General features: G+C 67.0%; 18 protein-coding genes, 1 tRNA gene and 2 pseudogenes. 9 read left to right on the forward strand and 12 right to left on the reverse strand.

Going from position 1 to position 23,351, the window contains the following annotated elements; all coding sequences use genetic code 11:
- Nucleotides 1-193: 193 nt before the first annotated feature.
- Entirely contained in the window at nt 194-2,821 is a 2,628-nt protein-coding gene (locus tag AC50YM_RS16575) for a trehalase-like domain-containing protein (RefSeq protein WP_494958047.1), read from the forward strand.
- 84 nt (nt 2,822-2,905) lie between these two features.
- Here the strand turns inward: AC50YM_RS16575 and AC50YM_RS16580 are convergent, their stop codons facing one another.
- The 5 genes from AC50YM_RS16580 to AC50YM_RS16600 all read right to left on the reverse strand — a co-directional run bounded on the left by AC50YM_RS16580 (nt 2,906) and on the right by AC50YM_RS16600 (nt 7,763).
- Nucleotides 2,906-3,940 (reverse strand): GmrSD restriction endonuclease domain-containing protein, encoded by a 1,035-nt coding sequence (locus AC50YM_RS16580; protein ID WP_494958048.1) that lies wholly within the window; start codon nt 3,938-3,940, stop codon nt 2,906-2,908.
- Nucleotides 3,941-4,088: 148 nt separating this feature from the next.
- Nucleotides 4,089-5,219, reverse strand: a complete 1,131-nt coding sequence (locus AC50YM_RS16585) for an FAD-dependent oxidoreductase (RefSeq protein ID WP_494958049.1) — start codon at nt 5,217-5,219, stop codon at nt 4,089-4,091.
- A gap of 59 nt (nt 5,220-5,278) precedes the next feature.
- Nucleotides 5,279-6,205 (reverse strand): AEC family transporter, encoded by a 927-nt coding sequence (locus AC50YM_RS16590; protein WP_494958050.1) that lies wholly within the window; start codon nt 6,203-6,205, stop codon nt 5,279-5,281.
- Nucleotides 6,206-6,308: 103 nt separating this feature from the next.
- Nucleotides 6,309-6,737 (reverse strand): aspartate 1-decarboxylase, encoded by a 429-nt coding sequence (gene panD / locus AC50YM_RS16595; RefSeq protein ID WP_494958051.1) that lies wholly within the window; start codon nt 6,735-6,737, stop codon nt 6,309-6,311.
- A 117-nt stretch (nt 6,738-6,854) separates the two neighbouring features.
- Nucleotides 6,855-7,763, reverse strand: coding sequence for a LysR substrate-binding domain-containing protein (locus AC50YM_RS16600; RefSeq protein ID WP_494958052.1), 909 nt, complete (start codon nt 7,761-7,763; stop codon nt 6,855-6,857).
- A 142-nt stretch (nt 7,764-7,905) separates the two neighbouring features.
- Here AC50YM_RS16600 and AC50YM_RS16605 point away from each other — a divergent pair, with 142 nt between their 5' ends.
- Nucleotides 7,906-9,369, forward strand: a complete 1,464-nt coding sequence (locus AC50YM_RS16605) for an amino acid permease (RefSeq protein WP_494958053.1) — start codon at nt 7,906-7,908, stop codon at nt 9,367-9,369.
- Between the two features lie 207 nt (nt 9,370-9,576).
- Complete coding sequence (locus AC50YM_RS16610) at nt 9,577-13,083, forward strand: bifunctional proline dehydrogenase/L-glutamate gamma-semialdehyde dehydrogenase (protein ID WP_494958054.1); 3,507 nt, start codon at nt 9,577-9,579, stop codon at nt 13,081-13,083.
- Nucleotides 13,084-13,180: 97 nt separating this feature from the next.
- Here AC50YM_RS16610 and AC50YM_RS16615 read toward each other — a convergent pair whose 3' ends face one another.
- Nucleotides 13,181-13,477, reverse strand: coding sequence for a hypothetical protein (locus tag AC50YM_RS16615; RefSeq protein WP_494888792.1), 297 nt, complete (start codon nt 13,475-13,477; stop codon nt 13,181-13,183).
- Nucleotides 13,478-13,747: 270 nt separating this feature from the next.
- Nucleotides 13,748-14,408: pseudogene (locus AC50YM_RS16620) on the reverse strand (LysR family transcriptional regulator); the annotation flags it as partial.
- A 206-nt stretch (nt 14,409-14,614) separates the two neighbouring features.
- On the opposite strand from AC50YM_RS16620, the gene AC50YM_RS16625 reads away from it, so the two are divergent.
- The 3 genes and pseudogenes from AC50YM_RS16625 to AC50YM_RS16635 all read left to right on the forward strand — a co-directional run.
- On the forward strand, nt 14,615-15,352 hold the full coding sequence (locus AC50YM_RS16625) for an SDR family NAD(P)-dependent oxidoreductase (protein WP_494958055.1): 738 nt from the start codon (nt 14,615-14,617) through the stop codon (nt 15,350-15,352).
- A complete protein-coding gene (locus tag AC50YM_RS16630) occupies nt 15,345-16,160 on the forward strand; it encodes a hypothetical protein (RefSeq protein ID WP_494958056.1) in 816 nt (271 codons plus the stop codon). The genes AC50YM_RS16625 and AC50YM_RS16630 overlap by 8 nt, the downstream gene beginning before the upstream one ends.
- A gap of 54 nt (nt 16,161-16,214) precedes the next feature.
- Nucleotides 16,215-16,676 (forward strand): annotated as a pseudogene (locus tag AC50YM_RS16635) (MFS transporter); the annotation flags it as partial.
- Nucleotides 16,677-16,865: 189 nt separating this feature from the next.
- Here the strand turns inward: AC50YM_RS16635 and AC50YM_RS16640 are convergent.
- The 4 genes from AC50YM_RS16640 to AC50YM_RS16655 all read right to left on the reverse strand — a co-directional run bounded on the left by AC50YM_RS16640 (nt 16,866) and on the right by AC50YM_RS16655 (nt 20,093).
- On the reverse strand, nt 16,866-18,014 hold the full coding sequence (locus AC50YM_RS16640; protein WP_494958057.1) for a N(5)-(carboxyethyl)ornithine synthase: 1,149 nt from the start codon (nt 18,012-18,014) through the stop codon (nt 16,866-16,868).
- A gap of 8 nt (nt 18,015-18,022) precedes the next feature.
- Nucleotides 18,023-18,172 carry a hypothetical protein gene (locus AC50YM_RS16645; protein ID WP_494958058.1) on the reverse strand — a complete coding sequence of 50 codons (150 nt, stop codon included), beginning with the start codon at nt 18,170-18,172 and terminating at the stop codon, nt 18,023-18,025.
- Nucleotides 18,173-18,271: 99 nt separating this feature from the next.
- Nucleotides 18,272-18,345: transfer RNA gene (locus AC50YM_RS16650), tRNA-Gly, on the reverse strand.
- A 101-nt stretch (nt 18,346-18,446) separates the two neighbouring features.
- Nucleotides 18,447-20,093: an FAD-dependent oxidoreductase gene (locus AC50YM_RS16655; protein WP_494958059.1), complete on the reverse strand. Its 1,647-nt coding sequence runs from the start codon at nt 20,091-20,093 to the stop codon at nt 18,447-18,449.
- A 115-nt stretch (nt 20,094-20,208) separates the two neighbouring features.
- Between AC50YM_RS16655 and AC50YM_RS16660 the strand changes: the two genes are divergently transcribed.
- The 3 genes from AC50YM_RS16660 to dcd all read left to right on the forward strand — a co-directional run bounded on the left by AC50YM_RS16660 (nt 20,209) and on the right by dcd (nt 22,157).
- Nucleotides 20,209-20,790, forward strand: a complete 582-nt coding sequence (locus AC50YM_RS16660; protein ID WP_494958060.1) for a TetR family transcriptional regulator — start codon at nt 20,209-20,211, stop codon at nt 20,788-20,790.
- A gap of 286 nt (nt 20,791-21,076) precedes the next feature.
- Nucleotides 21,077-21,520 carry an SRPBCC family protein gene (locus AC50YM_RS16665; RefSeq protein ID WP_494958061.1) on the forward strand — a complete coding sequence of 148 codons (444 nt, stop codon included), beginning with the start codon at nt 21,077-21,079 and terminating at the stop codon, nt 21,518-21,520.
- Between the two features lie 61 nt (nt 21,521-21,581).
- Entirely contained in the window at nt 21,582-22,157 is a 576-nt protein-coding gene (gene dcd / locus AC50YM_RS16670; protein ID WP_494958062.1) for a dCTP deaminase, read from the forward strand.
- Here the strand turns inward: dcd and AC50YM_RS16675 are convergent.
- Entirely contained in the window at nt 22,154-23,350 is a 1,197-nt protein-coding gene (locus tag AC50YM_RS16675) for a cation:proton antiporter (RefSeq protein ID WP_494958063.1), read from the reverse strand. The two genes, dcd and AC50YM_RS16675, sit on opposite strands and share 4 nt — an antisense overlap.
- Nucleotide 23,351: the final 1 nt, after the last annotated feature.

Genomic DNA, 23,351 nt, shown 5'->3' on the forward strand with positions numbered 1-23,351 from the left:
CGGAGCTGCACCCAGATGGAGTCGCGGCCGTCCGGCAATTGCGGTTGCCCGGCGGCCGCGGGTTCGGCGCGCGGTTGTTACATAGCTGCAACAACCGGGACACCCGCGGGAAATGGGCCGGGAGGATACTGGAAGTACGCCCTTTACGGGCGGTCTCACGCAGGCATTGGGGACTAATCAAAGGACTCCGCGCATGCCCACTCCGCTCAACCAGTCCCTGGCTGACTCTGCCCTCCTGACAAAATCGCTGCCGCTGGGCCTGCTCCGCGCTTTTGTGCAGACCAACGCCGCCGACGACGGCCTGACGCCCCAGCTGCTGGCGGAACTCAAGATCCTGGCCCGCACGCCCGGGCTGCTCGTGGCCTGCAACTACGGCGGGACCCTGTGCACCGCGGAGGGCATTTCCACCGAGACCCTCCCGCTGGGCAGTGCGGCAATTGCGCTCCGGGCGCTGGCAGCCCTTCCGAACACCCACGCCGCCGTCATCTCGGGACGGTCGCTGCGGGATCTGGCCGCCGTCTCGCGGCTCCCGGCCGAGGTCCACCTGGTTGGCTCGCACGGCTCAGAATTCGACATGGGCTACGCCCACGGGCTGTCCCTGGCCACCGAATCGGTGCTGCAGCAGACCAGCCAGGCGCTCGCCGAAACCGTGGGCGCCTACCGCGGCATCACCATCGAGCGGAAGCCCGTCGCCGTGTCGGTGCACACCCGCCCCGCCGCCCCCGACGTCGTCGCGCTGGCCACCCAGCAGGCGGAAGAAATCGCCCGGGTGCACGGGCTGTCCTTCATTGTCGACGGCTCGGTCCTGGACCTGTCCGTAGTCGAGCCGGCCAAGGCTGACGCCCTGGAACACCTGCGCTCCATGCTCGGCGTCTCCGCTGCCCTGTACGCGGGCGACGCGGCCAGCGATGAGCTTGCGATGAAGACCCTGCGCGGACCGGACATGGCGCTGCGGGTAGGGGACGGCCCGACAGTGGCTGGGCATCGGCTCAGGGACCCGGAGTCCTTTTCCAGGGTCCTTGCCATCCTCTTTGAACTCCGCCGGGCCTGGCTGTTCGGGGAGGACGCCGTCGGGCTGGAAAGGCATTCCATGATCGGCAACGGGTCCTCCACGGCCCTCATCACCCCGGACGCCAGGATCTGCTGGATGAGCCACCCGCTGCCCGACTCGGGGTCCCTCTTCGCCCATCTTCTCGGCGGCGACGCGGCCGGTCATTTTTCGGTCGAGCCGGTGAAGGCCTCGCAAGTCCTGGGCCAGCGCTATGTGGACAGCACCATGATCGTGGAAACCCGCTGGGCGGATGTCACCGTCACTGACTACCTGGAACCGGCGCCGGAAGGCGTCACCAGCCTGGTTCGGGTCCTGTCGGGTACCGGAACGGCGCGGATCGTCTTCGCGCCCCGCCCGGACTACGCCAACGCGTCCTTCAACATGGAAGCCCGTGGCGAGGAGCTGCACGTCGTAGGCACCGCGGATCCCATCACCCTGCTGGCGCCCGGGGTGGACTTCTCCATCACCTCGGACGGGCGGCATGCCACCGCCACCGCCGAGGTGGATCTCCGGCACGGCCCGGTGGTGCTGAACCTGCGCTGCGGCGACACAGCACCCCAGCGCACCGAAGTTCCAGAGGAAAACTCGCGCCGCGCCGCCGTCGCGCATCATTCCCGGCGCTGGGTGCAGTCCCTGCAGCTGCCCGCCGTGAAACCCTCGCTGGTCCGCCGCTCCGCCCTGGTGCTCCGCGCCCTGGTCCACGAGCCCACCGGCGCGGTCCTGGCGGCGCCCACCACGTCACTGCCGGAGGGGATCGGCGGCACCCGGAACTGGGACTACCGGTACTGCTGGCTGCGCGACGGCTCCATGACGGTTAATGCTCTCGTGGATCTCGGCTCGACATCCGAGGCGGACGGTTTCCTGGCCTGGCTGGGGCGGATCCTGGCCCACGCCCCCGGGCCGGAATGGCTCCACCCGCTGTATTCGGTGACCGGGTCGCCGCTGTCCACCGAAGCCATCATCGAAAGCCTGCCCGGCTACGCTGGCTCCCGCCCGGTCCGGATCGGCAACGCCGCGGACCACCAGGTGCAGCTGGACGTCTTCGGACCGATCGCCGAACTGATCGATGCCCTGGCCGCCCGGCGCGGAAATCTGGCCGACGCCCACTGGGAGCTCATGGTGCAGATGGCCTCGGCCGTGCTGGCCCGCTGGCACGAGCCGGACCACGGGATCTGGGAGGCCCGACGGGCGCCGCGGCACCACGTCTACTCCAAGGTGATGTGCTGGGTGACGCTGGACCGGGCGCTGCGCACCGCCGCAAGGCACGGCCGGACACCGCTGCCCGCCTGGAAGCCCACCGCAGACGCCATCCGGGACGAAGTCCTGAACGAAGGCTGGGATGAAAGTTCGGAATCCTACACCGTCGCCTACGACAGCCCGGACCTTGATGCCGCGGTGCTGCACATTGGCCTTTCCGGGCTGCTCGACGTCAGCGACCAGCGTTTCCTGGACACCGTCACGGCGGTGGAACGGGAGCTGCGGGTGGGGCCCACGGTGTTCCGCTACCGGTACGACGACGGCCTGCCGGGCCTGGAGGGCGGCTTCCACATCTGTACCACCTGGCTGATCGAGGCCTATGTGGCGGTGGGCCGGATCGAGGAGGCGTGGGACCTGTTCGACCAGCTGGTCAACCTGTTCGGGCCGACCGGGCTGCTGCCGGAGGAGTACGACCCGGGGACCGAAACGCACCTGGGAAACCACCCTCAGGCTTACTCGCATCTCGGGTTTATCCGCTGCGCCAGGCTGCTGGACGCGCTCACCAAGAACTAGAGCCTCTGCCGGAGCCTCCACCCGGTGCCTGCTGTTACCCCTGGTCCGGCTGTTCCCGCTCTTCCGGTTGTTTGCGGTGTCCCGCTATTCGCAGGCGACACCGTCGCGGTCACCGTCCATCTGCACGCGGTAGCCCGGCTGGCCCGCCCGCAGCGGCGCGGCACCGGCGGCGCGGGCCGCGGCGCAATTGGCGTAATACGCCGCGGCCGGGTCCGGGGCAGGTGCAGCGGGTGCCGGTGCGGCCGGAGCCGGCGCTGGAGTGGCGGCCGGCATCGGGGGAGGCGGCGACTCCTGGCTGGTGGGGGTGGCCAGGTCCGGGCAGCCGCCGAGAACCCGGGTCATGGCATCGTGCTCGGCCTGGGTAACCCACAGTCCATAGCTGGACTTGACCGATATCTGGCGGGCCACGTAGTCGCAGCGGTAAGACTTGTTCGCCGGCAGCCAGGTGGCGGCGTCGCCGTCGCTCTTTTGCTGGTTCGCAGGGCCGTCCACCGCAAGCAGGTTCAGCGGGTCGTTGGCGAACGCAAGCCGCCGGGCCGCGGTGAGTTGCTGAGCCCCCTTTTGCCAGGCGTCGCTGAGCGCCACCACGTGGTCGATCTGCACCGCGTCGCTGGTGTTGCTGCCGCGGAGGAAGTTGATCAGCGTCGCCGTGTAGGGGTCGTTGAGGATGCCGGAGAGGACGACGCAGTCCCGCGTGCCGGGTTTCAGGGCCAGATCAGTCAGGTCCCGGCGGAGGATGTCATTGCGCGTGTCGCAGCCGTTGCGGTCGGTGTCTGCCCAGGCCTGGCCGAACTCGTCGCGCGAGTATCCCGTTTTGGGCGCCCGGCCCTTTACCGGGATGGTGGCCAGTACGTCCAGGGCCTTGGTGGCGGAAGCAGGCAATTGGGTCGCGGGAACCGCACCCTCGCTCGCGCCGGGCTTCGGATCCAGCGGGACGCCGGGTGTCGGCGAGGCGGCCACGGAGGTGCTGGCGCTGGGGCCCGCGGCGGGCGGCGCGGCGGCCGGAGCCGTCCCCGTGCTCGCGCAGGCCGTCGCGGAGACCAACAGCAACCCGGCCAGCCCGGCCGCGACCCAGTCGACAGCTCCGGACCTGGCGCCGCGTGTTCTGACCCTGTGCAATTCTCCCCATTTCGTGCTGTTGCGCGGGTATAACCGCGCAACGCCTTAAGACCGGTCCCAGCCTACCGGCGAACACCCCAACGCGGGGTCACCTCGCGCCGGTGCCGGGGCCCCGGATGGGCGCGGTGTGACCCCGCGTTGCTTCGGGTCAGCGGACTCCTGGCCGGGCGGCCGAGAAGATGGCCGGCGCCGGGCCTTCGCCGGTGGCGAGGTCCGCGAGGATGCGCCCGATGACAGGAGTGAACTTGAAGCCGTGGCCGGAGAAACCCGCCCCGATCACGAGCGGTCCGATGCGGTCAAGGATGAAGTTCTCGTCCACGGTGGTGGTGTAGGTGCAGCTGATGTCGGTGAGGGAGTCGGCATCCACTCCGGGCAACCACCTCCGCGCGTAGCGCTGCAGCGCCGCCAGCTGTGCAGGCTCCGGTGTGAAAGACCTCCGGTCCGGGTCCACGACCGGTCCCACACCGTGCCAGCCGGCCTTGATTCCCTCGCCCGGGGTCGGCATGCCGTAGACCGGTGAATACCAGTCGGCATAGTCCGCACCGGAGCCGGGGGCATGGTTGAAGCCGGGCCAGACAGCGACCGGGTCCGCGACAGCGAAGTGCGCCGGCTGTTCCTGGGTGACGGTCAGCCGGGGGAGGGACGCCTGCCTGCCGAGCAACTTCGCGGTCCAGGCACCGGCGGTGACCACGGCCTGCCGGGCGGCCAGCACCTCGGTGCGCCCGCCGGCATCGACCGTGAGCCGGACGCCGTCGTCGTCTACGGAGACGTCCAGCACCTTGACCCGGTGCCGGATGTCGGCCCCGCGGCCGGCGGCCAGACGCTGCAGCACCGGCAGGGCGGCGTCGGGATTCAACTGACCGCCGTCGGGCAGGTGCAGGACCTGCTGGTCGAACCGGATCCCGCGCCAGCGTTCGCCCGCGGCCCGGGCACTGAGGAACTCGGCACGCAGACCGGTCCCGTGCAGGGCGTTCCGCACGTCTTGCAGCCGCGGATCTGGCCCGTGGTTCACGACGCCGGTGCGCGCGAGCAGACGCTCGCCGCCGTCGGCCTCCAGCTCGTCCCACAAGCGGACGGCCTCGGCCAGCATCGCCACATAGTCCGGATCGGCGTAGCCGGGGTTGAAGTTCCGCGTGGCGCCGTGGGACGCGCCGTTGTGGTGACCGGGGCTGAACTGTTCCAGCAGCGTCACAGCCCGTCCTCGGCTGGCGAGGGCCCAGGCCGCTGCCGAGCCCATGGCCCCGGCTCCGATGATGACGGTGTCCAGGCTGGTTCTCATTGGTCCTCCGGGTGGTGTGTGGTGCGGGATGCGCGGGAGCGTCGCTGGAAGCCGGACGTTCAGGCCAGCAGCAGCGCGACGCCGATCATGGCCGGCACCGCGACGACGGTCGTGATCAGGATGGTGTCCTTGGCGACGGTGAGGCCGGTCCGGTAACGGTGGGCGATGACAAAAACATTCTGCGCGGTGGGCAGGGCGGAGGTGACCACCGCCGCGAACAGGGCGTGGTCGTCCAGGTGCAGGACAAAGCGGGCAAAAAGGTACGCGAGCAGGGGATGGACAATGAGCTTGAATCCGCTGGCCAGCAGGGTATCGGCACGGCGCCCGGCCGAGGCCTGCAGCGGGCGGGACCCGTTCAGGCTCATCCCGAAGGCGAGCAGCAGGGCCGGAATCGCTGCCCCGCCGATCAGGTGGATGGGCTCCATCACCAGCGGCGGCACCTGCCAGCCCGTGGCGGCCACCGCCAGGCCAAGGCCGGAACCAACGATCATGGGGTTCCGGAGGATCATCAGCAGGAAGCTCAGCGGGGTGGTCCGGTGCTTGCTGGTAGTGGCGTCCAGGAGCATCAGGAACAGGGGGGTGAAGAACGCCAGCTGGAAGATCAGCAGCGGCGCCACATAACTTGCATCGCCCAGGACGTACACGGCGATGGGGATACCAAGGTTCGCAGAGTTGGCCAGCGAAGCGCTCATCGAGGACAGCAGGGATTCCGGCAGGGAGCGCTTGAGCAGGAAACGGACGATGCAGAAGAAGAGTGCCGCGGTCGTGATGGCGCCGACCGCGGCGACCAGCAGCGGGGCGGCGAAAACGTCGTGGACTTTGGCCTTGCTCAGGGTGTCGAAGAGCAGGGCGGGGCTGGCGACGAAGAAAGTCAGTGCGCTGAGCACGGGGCGGGCGTTCTCGCCCAGGATTCCCCGCCGGCCAACGAACATGCCCACGAGGATGATGCACCAGACCACGAAAAATCCAGCGAGGACGCCTAGCATGCGGCGCTCCGCAGCATGGAAGGCCGGGGAAGGGTGGCAGTCACCCTTCCAGAGTAATCAGCTTTAATCGCACCGGGTGCCTGTTACGGCAGAAGTACGATTGTCAGTTGAGCGCGGCGTTGTTCAGCGCGTAGGGCGGCCGCATAGTCCCGGGGGTATGACCCTCCGCGGGGTCGCTGCCGATCTGGACAATCTTGTTGTCCTTGTCCACATGGACCACCTTGGGGCTGAAGGCCTTGGCTTCATCCGTGGTCATCTGGGCGTAGGTGATCAGAATGACGATGTCGTTTTCGTGCATGAGGTGCGCGGCGGCGCCGTTGATCCCGATGACCCCGGATCCGCGCTCGCCGGCAATCGTGTAGGTTTCCAGCCGGGCGCCGTTGGTGACGTCGACAATGGAGACCAGCTCGCCGGGCAGGATATCGGCAGCTTCCAGCAGGTCCAGGTCCACGGTGACCGAGCCGACATAGTGGAGGTCCGCGTGGGTGACTGTGGCGCGGTGGATTTTGGACTTGAATATTGTGCGATTCATAACGGGACAAGTCTAGCGCCGGGCGGCCGGGAACGCTGTGAGCCATCCAACACCGTCCACGGAGTTGCAGCGTGCTGGGTCACGGACTACGGGGGCACCGGGCCGGCGGTCCCGGGCCTATGCGGCGGCCGGGATCGACGCTGCCGTCTCGGCCAGGACCTCGCGGGTCGCCAGGATGGCCGGGCGTTTCGCGCTGGAGCGCCGGACCGAGGTGAAAATGGTCCGGTGCGGATCGCCCGGCAGGGTGATCAGTTGCGACGTCGTGCCTCTGCCCGTCCAGACGAGGTCCGGCATAAGGGCCACCGCGTTCCCGGACTCGATCAGCCGGATCTGCGCCTGCAGATCGGCCGTTTCGAAGCGGACGTCGGGCTCGAATCCGGCACTGCGGCAAGCCTGCTCGGCCCAGTGCCGCGACGCCGCCCCGCGGGGCTCCATCACCCAGGCCAGCCCGGCCGTATCCGTCAGGGACGTGATGGCCGCACCGCCGGGGGTGCGCGGCGGAACCGCGAGCCGGATCGCATCGCTGGTGAGGCGGAGCCGGTCAAGTTCGGCATAGCGGGGGGCCGCGTGGCCGGGGTAGTGCTCGGCGATCACCAGGTCGAAGTCCCGCGCCCAGGTCTCATGCAGGGCCGTTTCCGGTTCCCGCTGGGTCATTTCAATCCGCACCTCGGGATACCGCGTCGTCATCCGGGTGAGGGCGTCAGGCATCAGGGCCAGCGCCGCGGACTGGAAGACGGCGATGCGGACCGTTCCGGTCACGGTCGTCAGGGAGGCCGCCAGGTCCGCCTCGGCCTGTTCCAGAGTTTCCAGCAGTTGCGCCGTGTGGGCCACCAGGACTTCGGCCTGCGGAGTGAGCTGGACCCGGCGGCCGGTCTTGCGAAGCAACTGGACGCCCGCTTCCTTTTCCAGCAGGGCAAGCTGCTGCGAGACCGACGACGGGCTGTACTGCAGCGCCTCCGCGACTTCGGCCAGGGTGCCCCGGATCTTCAGCTCGCGCAGCAGACGCAACCGCCGGACATCCAGCATTCTAATTCCTTTGTGAATTCTAATGAATATTGATTAGGAGAATTCACTTTATCTAATGCAATTCGGATTGCATACTGTTGTGATCGAGTAACCCCCATCACAGGGCGGATTGATGGGTACCACACCTGAGCGGGAGACCCTGATGACTGCAAAAGATATAGACAGATCGATCATGCGGCGGAAGCCCATCGACGATATCGAGGAAGAAAACCTCCACAGCGGCTTGTTCAAGAGCCTCGGGCTGTGGCAACTGACCGCCATTGGCGTTGGCGGCATTATCGGCGTCGGCATTTTCTCGCTGGCGGGCCTCGTGGCCCACGGCAGCGAGTCCGAGCCCGGCGTCGGCCCGGCCGTGCTGTTCTCCTTTCTGATCGCGGGACTTGCCTCGGCGGCCGCGGCCTTGTCCTACGCGGAATTCGCGGGCATGATCCCGCGGGCCGGCTCGGCATACACCTACGGCTACGTGGCGCTCGGCGAAATCATCGGCTGGTTCATTGGCTGGGACCTGCTGCTGGAGTACATCGCGATTGTTGCGGTGGTGGCGATCGGCATTTCCGGCTACTTCGCGGCCTTCCTTTCCGGCATCGGCATCCAGATGCCTGTCTGGATGACCGCCACCCCGGATGAGGGCACCGGCGGCATCGTCAACATCCCGGCGATCGTTGTCTGCCTTATCGTCACCTGGATCCTGTCCCGAGGCACCAAGACCTTCGGCCGCTTCGAACTCGTGGCCGTCGCCATCAAGGTGGTCCTGATCCTGTTCATCATCGGACTAGGCATCTTCTACATCGACACCGGAAACTACAACCCGTTTATGCCCAGCGGGTTCGGCCCGGTCGTTGCGGGCGCCGCCACGGTCTTCTTCGCCGTGTTTGGCTACGACGCAATGAGCACCGCGGCGGAAGAGGCGACCGACGGCAAGAAGCACATGCCGAAGGCCATCATCATGTCCCTCATCATTGCGATGCTCCTGTACGTCGCCGCAACCCTGGTCCTCACCGGGATGCAGAACTTCAAGGACATCGACCCCAAGGCCGGCTTCGCCTCCGCATTCAACGGTGTGGGCCTGCCGGTGATCGCCACCATCATCTCGGTCTTTGCCGTGCTGTCCATCCTGACCGTGATGCTCACCTTCCTGCTCGGCGTCACCCGCGTCTGGTTCTCGATGAGCCGAGACGGTCTGCTCCCCGGCTGGTTCTCCAAAACTGACCGCCACGGCACCCCGCAGCGTGTCACCTGGATCGCGGGTGTCGCCTCCGCCCTGCTCGCCGGTGTATTCCCGATCAAGGCCGTTGCCGACCTGACCAACATCGGGATCCTGGCCGCATTCGTCGTCGTCTGCACCGCGGTCATCGTGTTCCGGTACAAGAAACCCGAAGCCCCGCGCACCTTCCGGCTGCCGTTCATGCCCCTGGTTCCGGCCTTCGGCGTGCTGGCGTCGGCGTTCCTGATGGTCCAGCTGCACTGGGAGACCTGGCTGCGGTTCGTTGTCTGGCTCATCATCGGCCTGGCCATCTACTTTGGCTACGGCCGCAAGCACTCGCTGATGAATCCGGACAGTCCGCGGCACGAGGAACTCGCGGAGATGCACCGCCACACCGGCTGACCGCCCCTCCTCCCCGGTTGCGCTATCACTTTTGGCTCCCATTTGCACCTCTTGGGGGCCAAAAGTGATGGCGCATCTGTGTGTGCGGGAGGGTGACTGTTCGATTTTTCTAACCAGTATTGCTCGGAAAACATCGCTTTATCTTATGAAAATCCGGTCCCATACTGAATTTAGAACGTCCCTCTTGAGAAAGAACGAGTACCAGCCATGACCAACATTTCAACGCAGCCGGGCGTTCACGCACCTGTCGCGGAAGGCTCTCCGGTCCTCGAGGCCGCAGCCCTCGCCGAGGAGGCCATCAGGCTGGTACGCCACTGGCTCACCGAGGCTGCCAAGGTCCCCGTCGATGCGTCCGCCGAGCAGCTCGCCGGGGTCCTGAAGGACCCCAACGGCCTGGACTTCACGGTCGGGTTCGTCGACGGCGTGGTCCGCCCCGAGGACCTGCAGGTCGCCGCCCGCAACCTCGCCGCGCTGGCCCCCAAGGTCCCGGCGTTCCTGCCCTGGTACATGCGCGGCGCCGTCCGGTTGGGCGGCACGATGGCTCCGGTCCTGCCGCAGGTGGTCATCCCGATTGCCCGCCGCGTGCTGCGGGAGATGGTCGGGCACCTGATCGTCGACGCCACCGACGCGAAGCTGGGTCCTGCCATCGCCAGGATCCGCAAGGACGGCATCAAGCTCAACGTCAACCTGCTGGGCGAGGCCGTGCTCGGCGAACACGAGGCCTCGCGCCGGCTCGAGGGTACGCACAAGCTGCTGGCCCGCCCCGACGTCGACTACGTCTCCATCAAGGTCTCCTCCACGGTGGCCCCGCACTCCGCCTGGGCGTTCGATGAGGCCGTGGAGCACGTCGTCGAAAAGCTCACACCGCTCTTCACCCGCGCCGCCTCCTTTGCCACCGGCGGACAGAAAGCCAAGTTCATCAACCTGGACATGGAGGAGTACAAGGACCTGGACATGACCATTGCGGTCTTCACCCGGATCCTGGACAAGCCTGAATTCAAGGACCTTGAGGCCGGCATCGTGCTCCAGGCCTACCTCCCGGATGCCCTCTCGGCCATGATCCGCCTGCAGGAGTGGGCCGCCGCGCGGCGTGCCGGCGGCGGCGCCGCAGTCAAGGTCCGCGTGGTCAAGGGCGCGAACCTGCCGATGGAACAGGTGGAGGCCTCGCTGCACGGCTGGCCGCTCGCCACCTGGCACACCAAGCAGGACTCGGACACGAACTACAAGCGCGTCATCAACTACGCGCTGCATCCGGACCGGATCCGCAATATCCGGATCGGCGTCGCCGGGCACAACCTCTTCGACATCGCCTTCGCCTGGCTGCTTGCCAAGCAGCGCGGCGTGGAATCCGGCGTAGAGTTCGAAATGCTGCTCGGCATGGCCCAGGGCCAGGCGGAAGCAGTCAAGCAGGACGTCGGCTCGCTGCTGCTCTACACGCCCGTGGTCCACCCGGCCGAGTTCGACGTCGCGATCGCCTACCTGATCCGCCGGCTCGAGGAAGGCGCCAGCCAGGACAACTTCATGTCCGCCGTCTTCGAACTCAGTGAGAACGAAACCCTCTTCGAACGCGAAAAGCAGCGCTTCCTCGCCTCGCTCACCAGGCTCGACGACGAGGTCCCGCCGCCCAACCGCCGGCAGAACCGTGCCCTTCCGGCCGGGCCGATGCCGCACGATTCCTTCGAGAACACCGCCGACACGGATCCCTCGCTGCCGGCCAACCGCGACTGGGGCCGCGCCATCCTGGAGCGGGTGCCGACCTCGGTGCTGGGCAACGCCGCCGTCGAGGCCGCCACGATCAATGACGAGGCCACCCTCAACACGGTCATTGAAACCGCTGTGGACAAGGGCAGGGCCTGGGGTGCGCTGTCCGGGGCCGAGCGCGCGGCGATCCTGCACCGCGCCGGCGACGTCCTCGAATCCCGCCGCGCCGACCTGCTGGAGGTCATGGCCAGCGAGACCGGCAAGACCATAGACCAGGGCGATCCGGAGGTCAGCGAAGCCGTTGACTTCGCGCACTATTACGCCGAATCGGCCCGCAGGCTTGACGACGTTGACGGAGCCACATTTGTCCCGGCGAAGCTCACCGTCGTCACGCCGCCCTGGAACTTCCCGGTGGCCATCCCGGCCGGTTCCACCCTGGCGGCCCTCGCCGCCGGCTCCGCCGTCGTGATCAAGCCCGCCAAGCAGGCCCGGCGCAGCGGCGCCGTGATGATCGAGGCGCTCTGGGAAGCCGGCGTCCCGCGGGACGTGCTGACCATGGTCCAGCTGGGCGAGCGGGAGCTTGGCCGGCAGCTGATCTCGCACCCCGCGGTGGACCGCGTGATCCTCACCGGCGGCTACGAGACCGCCGAACTCTTCCGCTCCTTCCGCAACGACTTGCCGCTGCTGGCCGAGACCAGCGGCAAGAACGCCATCATCGTCACCCCGAGTGCCGACCTGGACCTCGCCGCCAAGGACGTCGCCTACTCCGCATTCGGCCACGCCGGCCAGAAGTGCTCCGCCGCCTCGCTCGTCATCCTGGTCGGATCGGTGGCCAGGTCCAAGCGCTTCCACAACCAGCTGATCGACGCCGTCACCTCGCTGAAGGTCGGCTACCCGGAGGACCCGACGAGCCAGATGGGCCCGATCATCGAACCCGCGGGCGGCAAGCTGCTCAACGCCCTCACCGCGCTGGGCGAAGGCGAAAGCTGGGCCGTCGAGCCCCGGAAACTGGACGGAACGGGCCGGCTTTGGAGCCCGGGCGTCCGCTACGGCGTGCGCCGCGGATCCTACTTCCATCTGACCGAATTCTTCGGTCCGGTGCTGGGCGTGATGACGGCGGAGACCCTTGAGGACGCCATCGCCATCCAGAACCAGATCGACTATGGCCTCACCTCCGGACTGCATTCGCTGAACCCGGCGGAACTGGGGCTCTGGCTCGATACCGTCCAGGCCGGCAACCTCTACGTCAACCGCGGCATCACCGGCGCCATCGTTCAGCGCCAGCCGTTCGGCGGCTGGAAGAAGTCCGCTGTCGGCGCCGGCACTAAAGCCGGCGGTCCGAACTACCTCGTTGGCCTCGGCGAATGGGCCAGCAAGCCCAGCGCCGCGGCGGGGGACGCCGCGGCGCCTGCGCATCCCGGCGTCCGCCGGATCGAGCAGGCGGCTCAGGGCATCCTGTCCGCCGGCGAGCGGGAGGTCCTGCGCCGTGCCCTGGCCTCCGACGCCCTCGCCTGGGCCGAGGAATTCGGAACGGCCAGGGACGTTTCCGGACTCAGCGCCGAGCGGAACATCTTCCGCTACCGCGCGCTGCCGGTCACGGTCCGGCTCTCCGAAGGCGAACCGCTGGCCCGCCTGGTCCGGACGGTGGCAGCCGGCGTTCTGGCCGGTTCCGCGCTCACGGTGTCCACCGCCGTCGAACTTCCCGCCCCGCTGCGCACCGTGCTTACCGGGCTCGGGATCGACCTGACAGTGGAGGACGACGCCGGCTGGCTGGCCTCCGCCGCCCGGCTTGCCGGCGCGGCGAGGCTTGCCACCTCGCGGATCCGGCTCATCGGCGGGAACGCGACGGCGCTGGCCGAGGCCACCGGCGGACGTCCCGACCTGGCCAGCTACCACCATCCGGTCACCGAAGCCGGGCGCGTTGAACTGCTGCCGTTCCTGCACGAGCAGGCCATCAGCATCACGGCGCACCGGTTCGGGACGCCGAACCACCTGTCCGAGGGCCTGATCTAGGGACCGTCGCCTGCGGGCAGACACAAACGAGCCGGGGGGCCACCCTCCAACGGTGGGCCCCCGGCTCGTGGTTCAAAGGGGCCCGAGGCCCGCTGACTCAGCCGAAGTACCAGCCCGGCGGCACCCAGGTTGCCGGCACGGCGTGCGCAGAGAAATCGTCGCAACCGGAGCAGAAGTACGTCACTTCGCCCAGTCGGTTGATGGAGCCGTCCCGGTGGTGCGTGGCCGGAACAAACGTCTCAAGATAGATGAACTCGTCGGTTCCGCACCGTTCGCAGTAGGGGTTACCGACGTATTCGGCCTCAACCAGGGTCGTCTGGTGCGGGTCCAGGCGTCCGCGGCTCGGGTGGTGCGCGGACGCGCCGCGGTGCACTACCTGCGAGAGCGGGGCCACGGGTTTGAGACTCCGGGTTGCCGATGCGGTGGAGGTGTGTGGTCGGTTAATGGCTGGCGTCATTGTCGGCCTATCCCGAACGCCTCCGGCGGGTCGCCGCTCGGCAGACTCACCAGACAACGTCCGTAGTTCGAATCGTTGTCATAGGCCGCTGCTTGACCTTCAACACACTAAGGATAAGCCACGAATACGAGTGGATCAATGGTATGCGTAAGTACGCAACCCGAGTAGGTACATCGGCAGGTACGCAGTCCGGGTACGCAGGCACCTTAGTGAGGACGGCATCACCGCCACGCCGATGCCGGCCCGCACCGCGGCCAGCATTCCGCTGATCTGCGGGGTGCGCGTGATCCGCAAGGTCCGGCCCGCGGATTCAAGCGCGTCGATGGCCAGTTTCCGGCTTAGGCTCGGGGCTGGGTAGGCAATGAGCGGCACGGGCTCGGCCGGGTCCAGCGAGGTCTGCTCCAGTCTCACCCTGGCGAAGGAGTCCTGCTGCACCACCGTGCCGTCCCTGGCTCCGGCCACCGACTTGCCGAACACAAGGTCCAGTTGGCCGGCGTTGAGGCGCTTGTAGAGCTGGTCGCTTTGACCCACTGTGAGTTCCAGATAGACCTGCCGGACTCTCGCAGGATCCTTGGGAGGCCGGTGATCGCAAGGTCGTCCGCCGTGCCGAGGCGCAGCCGGCCGCGCATGGCCGGTCCGGAGAAGTAGAAGTAGCGGGAGGCGGCGTCGTGCGCTAAGAGATGCTGCGGGCGAAACCGGCCATGGCGTCCCCGTTGTCGGTCCGGCGCACGTCCCTGGCGTCGCGTGCCATCAGGACCAGTTGCGCCGCGGTCTCGAGCTTGCGGACGTGCGGGCTGGGGGTCGGCTGCGCGAGGCCCAGCCGTTCAGCGGCCTTGGTGAAGCTGAGTGTTTCGGCCACGGCCAAGATGGAGCGGAGGTGGGCGGGGTCGAACGTGCGGTCTCCCGGTTGGCATGCTGATCGCGCTGCGGCCTTGCAGTGCGTTCCATCATGTTTGGCTTGTTTGGCATATGGAGGATGATTTCCAAAATCGGCGAGTCAGCCTAGGTGGAAGATGGCTGACTCGCGGTTCCGAGAGAGCCGGAGCCGGCGGCTCGTAATGTAAGACTGTCAGCATGCCTTATGAAATCAACGAAGTTGCCCGTACAGCGTTGGTCACGGGGGTTGGCGGCTATATCGGCTCCGAGGTTGCGACCGCACTTCGGAAACGGGGCTTCGATGTATGGGGGATCGATCGAACTCCGCCCGCCAGTGCGGTGTGGCACGGACGATTCATCGAAGCGAACTTGGGCCACGGAGATTCCATCCCGAGTTTCGAATTGCCCATAGCTGCACTCGATTGCGTGATTCATGTCGCTGGCGGCGCCCTGGCACGCGAAGTCCTTCAAGAACACTTCCGTCCGGAGTTGGATCTAATCGACGAAACATTCAGGGACAATTTTCTCTCGGCAGTCGATGTCATTGAGGCAACACGGGGAGTTCTCCGGCAGGGTGGCTCGATACTGCTGACGTCGTCCATCAATGCGCTCGGGAACTATGGGTTGCCAATCTACTCAGCAAGCAAGGCTGCCCTGCACGGATTGACGAAGGGTTTAGCACCGGAACTGGCCGAAGCCGGGATCCGCCTAAACGTGGCAGTCCTTGGAACGGTCGATCATCCGGGGGTCCGTGAATTACATGAGGCGGATCCTGGCCATTTCGAAAGGCTGCAGCGGTCAATTCCCGGAAGTAAGTTGCTCAATGCGCCGGAAGTTGCTGAGCGACTGGTTAAGATGAGCTCCAATGAAGACCTGCAAGGCGAAATAATCGTCATCGACAACGGTCAACTGGCTGGGGGGCCAAGGAATGATTGATGAAATTTTCAGCGGGGTCTCCGGAGATCTATTCTCCGGAGGCCTTGCGTTTGTTTTTGGACTATTGGCTCGCCGGGTTTGGAGCCGGTGGACCAAGACGCGCCCTGCCGGGCGACTGTGGGGCGTCCTGCGCGAGAAGCGAGTGGAGCTGGTCCTTACGACTGCCCCGGAAAGTTCTGTCCGGGAAAATTCTTCACTTGTGTTTCCGAGCGAAGCGATCGCAGGAGGCGAGGTGTCTTCATATCTCACCAACATGCTGAAGGTGGAATGCCGCACAAGGCTGTCGGGTACTTTTCCCTCAACAAGCTGGAACCGAAATCTCATAGTGATTGGCGGTCCGGTCCACAACACCGTGACCCGAACGCTGTTGTCGCGCCTGGACGCGGGAGTTGAGTTTGACGGGCATGCCATCGTACTGGCTGACGGGCGCCGATTTGAGGCCAAAACGACCGTCGACGATGGGGGCGCCACCGCCCCGACCGCAGACTTCGGGCTGGTCATTAGGCTGCCAAACCCATTCTCCAGCGAACAACACGTCACATTGCTCATTGGTTCCAATACGCATGGATGCTTGATTGCGGCCCGGGCGATGCTTCACGAAAACGTGAAACCTAGCTCGCGCGCGATCGGCAGAAAAGAGTCTTTCTGCTTGCTGGCGACGGCGCACGTCGTCTCGGGCGAGGTCCAGCAGGTGCAAATAGTTGATTCCTGGGTTCCGGGTCAGGCTCTCCGAGCAGTGTCCGCTACGGCTGAGGGGCCAGCGGGTCTCCGTGAAGCGATTGGCACGGTCGAGAAGTCCGCGAAATAGCGGGCGCAGTAGCGGGGCGCTTCAACTAACCCTCCAATGCATTTCGTGATGCCGTTCGCTGCAAACGCCGTCGCCTGCTGCTCCACCGTCCCGATGCTGCTCGCGCTGCGGAAGGACCAGCTGTACATCAGCGCCCCGGTGCCCGGGCGGAAGGGGATGCTGCGTGAAGGGCTGAACTACGCGCTGAGCAAACCCACCGTCGACTGGCCGTGGCTCATGGCACCCTTCGTCGCGGTGTTCGCGATGAGCCTGCCGGTGCTGATGGCCGCGCTGGCGCCTTCCCTGGTGTGGTTCGGGGCGGCGAAGGTGCTGGCCGGGTTCTGGCGCCTGATGTTCCTGACCGCCGCCAACCAGCTGGTTCAGATCAGCTCCCACATGGCCATCCGCGGGCGCGTCATGAGCCTGCACATCATGGTGCTGATCGGCGGGCGGGCCGGTGATCGGCTGGCCGGCCGAGCATGCGATCCGCAAACGGCCGTCCTGGTTTCCGGCGGGGTGCCGGCGCTGGCCGCGGCCAGTTGATGCTCAAAGTGGACCTAAGGACCGGCGGCGGCTCGTGACGATTGTCCGCAAGGGTCCCGGCTGGGGGAAGTGCCCGGGCGGGCGGCCCGCAGCCGCCACACCCTAGCGTTCGGACAGCCGCTGCGTGGGTCCCCGCAGCGGCTGTCCGTTTTTCTCCTTTTGCCGCGAAAGCCTGCGGTGGGGCTAGCCTGCCAGCGGTAGGTGCGGGTACTCCGGTTTCCGCTGCTGGAATTGCAGCACCTCCGGGTTGAGGACGACGCCGTCGCGGATTTCGATCGCGCGTCGGATGGTCTCGTTCGACGTCCAGGCCTCGGGGCCGGTGATGACGGTTTCCAGGAACGGCAGCAGCGCTTCGCTGATTTCCCAGCTGGATGAATTCCACAGGTACGACGGGCTGTGGTCCACCGCGTAGTAGTCGATGTGGTCCCCGACCTTGAACATCGGTTCGGCGAAGGTGGTGGTTTTCGCCCAGCTGAAACCCATTCCCTCGTCGCAGGACACGTCCACGATCAGGCTGCCGGGCCGGAACGCGCCGAGGTCCTCGGTGCGCAGGTATGTCAGCGGCGCGTTTGGGTCCTGCAGGGTGCAGTTCACCACGATGTCGCTCCCGGCGAGGAACGGTGCGAGCGGAACCCGGCCACGCTCGGTGATGACCTCGCTGAGGAATGGCGCCTTGTCGTCATGGTCGAACTGGGCGATCCGCACCGAGTGGATGGGCGAGCCCACCGCGGCCACGCCCCGGCTGGTCAGCACCTGGACCTCATGGATGCCGTGGGCGTTGAGCGCCGTGACGGCGCCGCGGGCGGTCGCCCCGAAGCCGATGACGACGGCGCTCAGGCGGCGGCCGTAATCCCCGGTGGACCCGGTCAGGGCCAGGGCGTGCAGCACCGAGCAGTAGCCGGCCAGCTCGTTGTTCTTGTGGAAGACGTGGAGGCCGAAACCGCCGTCGCTGGCCCAGTGGTTCATCGCCTCAAAGGCGATCAGCGTGAGCTTCTTGTCGATGGCCAGCTGCGTGATCGCCTGGTCCTGGACGCAGTGCGGCCAGCCCCAGAGGACCTGCCCGTCCCGGAGTTCGGCCAGGTCTTCGGGCTGCGGCTTGGGCAGCAGAACGACGTCGGCCTCGGCCAGCAGCTGCGCCCGAGGAACGATGCGCCCCACCTGCGGGGCGAGGTGGGCGTCCGAGACGCCGAAACGCTCGCCATAGCCCTCCTCCAGGATGAGCTGCTGCCGGAGCTCCGGGGCAATGCGGCCCACGTGCAGGGGGTGGATCGGGAGGCGGCGCTCGTCCGGTTTCCGCGTGCTGGCAAGGACTCCGAGGGTCAGGGGGCTCACGGTTCCGCTCACTTCTTTTTGGGAGTCGCCGGCTTGGAGCTGGTGGCCTTGTCCAGGGAGCTGGGCGGCGCTGCGGCGGTCCTCTTGTCGGCCCGCTTTTCCTTGATGGATTTGACGGACTTCTTGGATGCTGCTTGACGGGGGGATTTGTCAGCCATGATCGCTCCTGTAGCGGAACCGAAGAGGTTCCTGACTCCGAACGATACAGGCAGCGGCCCGCGGCCGGGACGTCCGCTGAGCGGAGTTTGGCGAGGAATTGGAGCGGCTGACGGGAATCGAACCCGCGTATCAAGCTTGGGAAGCTAGCGCTCTACCATTGAGCTACAGCCGCACGGGGACTGTCCAAGAATCTGGACAACAATCCCGGTGAAAACAACGAGATTCACATTACCCCAGTCGGCAGCCTTCTCAGAACACCCGGCGTCTGTGCCGTCAGCCGCCTTGGCGTGCCATGTGGCGCGCAGCGCGGAGACCGAACACGACGGCGGGTCCGATGGTCGAGCCCGGACCGGGGTAGGTCCGTCCCATCACGGACGCGGAGTTGTTGCCGGCCGAGTAGAGGCCCTCGATGACGGTGCCGTCCTCGCGCAGGGCCCGGGCCTCGGCGTCGGTGACGACGCCGCCCTTGGTGCCGAGGTCCCCGATCACTACCTTGAATGCAGTGAACGGGCCTTTCTCGATCGGGCCGAGGCAGGCGTTGGGGTGGACCGTCGGGTCGCCGTAGTAGCGGTCGTAGGCGGAGTTGCCGCGGCCGAAGTCGCCGTCGACGCCGGTACGCGCGAAGCCGTTGAACCAGGCGACGGTCGCCTTCAGGCGGGCAGGATCCATATCGAGCTTCGCGGCGAGCCCGTCGAGGGTGTCCGCCTTGACCATGATCCCCGCCTCCTTCATCGCCTTGTTGTTTTTCGGGTCGATCGCGAAGGTGCGCAGGTAGCGGCGGGCGTGCCGGACGTCGCCGACCATCCAGTATGGCCCGTCCTTGTCGTGTTCGAGCATGTGGTGGCCGAGGTCGACGTAGGACTCGGACTCGTTCGCGAACCGGTCACCCTTGGCGTCGAGAATGACCGAGTAGGGCAGCGAACGCTCCCCGACGATGAACGCGGGGCCGTGACCCGGCGCCGCGGCGATCGATCCGCCCCACCACGCATCATCCATGAGCTCGAGCGCCGCGCTGTTGTCCTGCGCGATCTCGATCGGGCGCCCGAGGTTGCCCGGAGCGCCCGACGGGTCGCCGTCGATCCCGTGGTACTTCTGGCGGAGGTCCTTGTTGTGGTCGAAGCCGCCGCCGGCGAGCATCACCCCACGCGTCGCGCCAATGGTCACGGGCCTGCCGTTCCGGGTGATCCGCACCCCGACGACGCCGCCGTTTTCGACGACGAGGTCCTGCAGCGGCGCATTGAGCCACAGCTCAGCCCCCTGCTGCTGCACAACGACGTCGAGGAAAGCAGCGGCGAACCCGGCGCCGATGCCGCCGAGCTTCTTGCCGGTGACGACGCCGCCGAGCGCGCGGAAGACGAGCTGCGCCCCGCGGACAAAGCCGGCCGGCGTCGACCAGGCGCGACCCAGAAGCCAGACGTCATCGGTCTTGACCGGCATCGCGGCGGGCGCCTGGCAGGTCTTCCACCAGTCGCCGATTTTCTTGATGTCGAACGGCTTCACCTCAAGGCCGCGGCCGATCTTGCCGCCCGGGAGCTCGGGGTAGTAGTCGGGGTAGTCCGCCGCACGCACGAATGTCACACCGTACTTCTCAGCGGTGGTGACGAAGTCGGCGATGCCGTCGACGAAGGCCTCCTTGCGGGCCCGCGTCGTGGCGCGACCCTCGTCGCCGACCGTCGCCTCGAGGTATGTCAGCGCCTCGTCGCGGGAGTCGCCGGCGCGGTCGCGTTGCATGAGCGGGTTGTTGGGCATCCACATGCCGCCTCCGGACATGGATGTGTTGCCGCCCCACTTGCCGGTGCTTTCCAGGAGGAGGACGCGCAGGCCCTCGTCTGCGGCTCCCATGGCTGTCGCCAGTCCGGCGGCACCGGTGCCGACGACGACGACGTCATAGCTGTGGTCAGCGGGCTTCGACTCTGGCATGCCTTGCTCCTTCGCTTCCCCGGACGCCTGTGTCCGGGCGGGACGCTTCCGGACCGACGTCGGGCTACTTTGCGTCACTCTATGACATAAAGCGGCCGGCGACTAGGGTATTGCCATGACCGACGCCGGGACACCGAAGCCACCCCGCGGTCGCCCGGTCGCCGTCACGGCTGAACAGATCGAGGCGGTCGCCCTGCGACTCTGGGCGGAGCGCGGATTCCACGAGGTCTCCGTCGCGGACGTCGCCGCCGAGTCGGGCGTTACCGCGCGCACGATCTTCCGCCGGTACCCCACGAAGGCGGACATCGTGTGGGGCCCGCTCACCGCCTCGTTCCAGATCCTCACGGACGCGCTCGAGCAGACCTCACCGCAAGCCCCTCTGCTCGAGCGCGCCCGCACCGCCCTCGTCGGCATGATCCGCGACGGTGACGCCGACCCTACCGCCCGCCACCGGATCCACATCGTCGGACGGACCCCCGAGCTCCAGAGCAGCACCTCGGCCCCCTTCCGGCTGTGGCGACAGAGCCTCTACGACTTCGCCGTCGCCCAACCGGGCGTCGACGCCCTCCGTGCCCAGGTGTTCGCATGGTCCGTGCAGAGCACGGCACTGGCCGGGCTCATCTGGTGGGTGACGCAGGAGCCGGGTACGGCTCCCTGGCAGGCCGTGGACGAGGCATTCGCGCACCTCTCCGACTGAGCCGGCTGGCCGGGAAGCTCCTTGGCCAGCGCGGCGGGACCCCCACACCAACCCGGGGTCACATCGCGACCATCCCAGGCCCCCTGATGGGCCGTAGCTGACCCCGCGTTGCTGTTCGGGGCGGTAGTCACAGACCAGTACACAAACCGGGGAGTCCCATAACTCTTCGGTAAAGGCCCGTCCCCGCAGCCGCGCCGGACGGGCCTTGCTGTCTATCCTGAAATGGTTAGCTGCAGTTCGGGGGAAGCGGGCTACGCCATCAGCCGTCCGCCGAGCAAGGATTTCCGTGACCATCGCAGAGTACGACGTCGTCATCGCGCGGGATGCCAGGAGTGTGTACGACTTCCTGATCGACGCCCGCAACCTGCCGAGCTGGCGTGCCGGCGTCCGGAGCATCGAGCTGGAATCCGGCGCTGCCGGGACCAAGGGAGCCGTCTACCGCCAGACCACCGCCGGGCGCGGCGGCCGGACCGTGAGCGGGGATTTCCAGATCACCGAGGCGCGGCCCGGCGCGGAAATCCAGTACCGGGTCCTTGCCGGGCCGGAGCGGACGCGCGGCGGCTACTACCTGAGTACCGAGGGCGGGAGTACCCGCGTCCGCTTCGCCCTGGAATGTGAGCCCCGGGGGTTCCTGGCCCGGCTGAAGTCGCCGTTTGGCCGGCGGATGAAGGCGGAAGTCTGCCAGCTGGAGCAGCTCAAGTCCGTGCTGGAAGAACAGGCAGAGCTGTAACAGCCGGGCTAACAGGGGTCCCGGGCACGGTTGATCCCGGCGAGTACGGTAATTTGAGACTGTGCTGATCTCCGACCGCGACATTCGTTCCGAAATTGACTCCCAACGGATTGTTCTGGAGCCGTACGACCCTGCCATGGTGCAGCCCTCGTCGGTGGACGTCCGGATCGACAGGTTCTTCCGGCTCTTCGACAACCACAAGTACGCCCACATTGACCCGGCCGAGGAACAGCCCGAGCTGACCCGGCTGGTAGAGGTTGAGGCCGGCGAGCCGTTCATCCTGCACCCCGGCGAATTCGTGCTTGGCTCCACCTACGAGACGGTGACGCTCCCCGACGACATCGCCGCCCGGCTCGAAGGCAAGTCCTCGCTGGGCCGGCTGGGGCTGCTCACGCACTCCACCGCGGGATTCATCGATCCGGGCTTCTCCGGTCATGTGACCCTGGAGTTGTCCAACATGGCGACCCTGCCGATCAAGCTGTGGCCGGGCATGAAGATCGGCCAGTTGTGCTTCTTCCGGCTCACCTCGGCCGCCGAACACCCGTACGGCTCCGGCCCGTACGGCAACCGCTACCAGGGCCAGCGCGGCCCGACCGCGAGCCGGAGCCACCAGAACTTCCACCGCACCGACGTCTAGATTCCGTCGGCGGTCCGCACCGTCGGCGGTTTCGCCGGGCGGCGCAGCATCGCCACGACAGGTTCCACGAACCGGGCAGCGAGCGGGCCGGTGACGGCCATGATCAGCACATAGGCGGTGGCCAAGGCGGCAAGCTCCGCGGGCACCACCCCGGAGGCGACCGCCAGGCCGGCGATAACGATCGAGAATTCCCCGCGGGCGATCAGCGCGGCCCCGGCGCGGAAACGCCCCGGCAGGCCGATCCCGGCGCGCTTCGCCGCCCAGATCCCGGTGAGCATCTTGGTGGCCGCCGTGACCAGGGCCAGCAGGAGGGCCCAACCGAGCACCGGCGGGATGCTGGTGGGGTCGGTGTTGAGGCCGAAGACCACGAAAAAGATGGCTGCGAAGAGGTCCCGCAACGGCTCGAGGATCCTGGTGGCGCTGTGGGCAGTGGCACCTGAGATGGCGATCCCGAGCATAAAGGCCCCCACTGCCGCCGATACCTGCATGGCGGCGGCCAGCCCGGCCACCAGCAGGGCGGCGCCCAGCAGGTTGAGCAGGAACACCTCGGAGTTCTCGCTGTGCACGGCCTTGGACACATGGTGTCCGTGGCGCAGCGCGACCATCAGGACCACTGTGACCACGGCGAGTGAGATCCCGACCGTCTGCAGACCCACGACGAAGCTGACGCCGGCCAGCGTGGCCGTGAGGATGGGCAGGTAGACCGCCATGGCGAGGTCCTCGAATACGAGGATGGAGAGGACCACCGGGGTTTCACGGTTACCGATCCGGCCCAGGTCCGTGATCACCTTGGCTGCGATCCCCGACGACGAGATGTAGGTGACGCCGCCCATCACCATGGCTCCGACAGCGCCCCAGCCCAGCAGGATCGCGAGCAGCGCGCCAGGCGCGAAGTTCAGGACGAGGTCCAGGACGCCGGCCTGCCAGGAGCGGCGCAGCCCCGTGACCAGCTCTGCGGCCGTATATTCCAGTCCGAGCATAAGCAGGAGGAGGATGACACCGATCTCGCTCGAGAGATGGGTGAATTCGTGCATACCCTCGAGTTTGACGATGCCCCCGGCGCCGAAAAACAGGCCGCCGATCAGGTAAAGCGGAATGGGGGACATGCCGACCCGCCCGGCCAGCCTCGCCAGCAGGCCGAGGCAGAAGACGACGGCCCCGAGTTCGATCAGGGTCAGTGCGAGCGGATCCATC

It is taken from the genome of Pseudarthrobacter sp. RHLT1-30-1, from assembly GCF_059383415.1.

What these genes read in the sequence shown, in the direction of transcription:
- AC50YM_RS16575 (WP_494958047.1), top strand. Translation starts at nt 194, where the DNA reads ATGCCCACTCCGCTCAACCAGTCCCTGGCTGACTCTGCCCTCCTGACA.
- AC50YM_RS16585 (WP_494958049.1), bottom strand. Translation starts at nt 5,219, where the DNA reads ATGAGAACCAGCCTGGACACCGTCATCATCGGAGCCGGGGCCATGGGC.
- AC50YM_RS16590 (WP_494958050.1), bottom strand. Translation starts at nt 6,205, where the DNA reads ATGCTAGGCGTCCTCGCTGGATTTTTCGTGGTCTGGTGCATCATCCTC.
- panD (WP_494958051.1), bottom strand. Translation starts at nt 6,737, where the DNA reads ATGAATCGCACAATATTCAAGTCCAAAATCCACCGCGCCACAGTCACC.
- AC50YM_RS16600 (WP_494958052.1), bottom strand. Translation starts at nt 7,763, where the DNA reads ATGCTGGATGTCCGGCGGTTGCGTCTGCTGCGCGAGCTGAAGATCCGG.
- AC50YM_RS16605 (WP_494958053.1), top strand. Translation starts at nt 7,906, where the DNA reads ATGACTGCAAAAGATATAGACAGATCGATCATGCGGCGGAAGCCCATC.
- AC50YM_RS16610 (WP_494958054.1), top strand. Translation starts at nt 9,577, where the DNA reads ATGACCAACATTTCAACGCAGCCGGGCGTTCACGCACCTGTCGCGGAA.
- AC50YM_RS16625 (WP_494958055.1), top strand. Translation starts at nt 14,615, where the DNA reads ATGCCTTATGAAATCAACGAAGTTGCCCGTACAGCGTTGGTCACGGGG.
- AC50YM_RS16630 (WP_494958056.1), top strand. Translation starts at nt 15,345, where the DNA reads ATGATTGATGAAATTTTCAGCGGGGTCTCCGGAGATCTATTCTCCGGA.
- AC50YM_RS16645 (WP_494958058.1), bottom strand. Translation starts at nt 18,172, where the DNA reads ATGGCTGACAAATCCCCCCGTCAAGCAGCATCCAAGAAGTCCGTCAAA.
- AC50YM_RS16655 (WP_494958059.1), bottom strand. Translation starts at nt 20,093, where the DNA reads ATGCCAGAGTCGAAGCCCGCTGACCACAGCTATGACGTCGTCGTCGTC.
- AC50YM_RS16660 (WP_494958060.1), top strand. Translation starts at nt 20,209, where the DNA reads ATGACCGACGCCGGGACACCGAAGCCACCCCGCGGTCGCCCGGTCGCC.
- AC50YM_RS16675 (WP_494958063.1), bottom strand. Translation starts at nt 23,350, where the DNA reads ATGGATCCGCTCGCACTGACCCTGATCGAACTCGGGGCCGTCGTCTTC.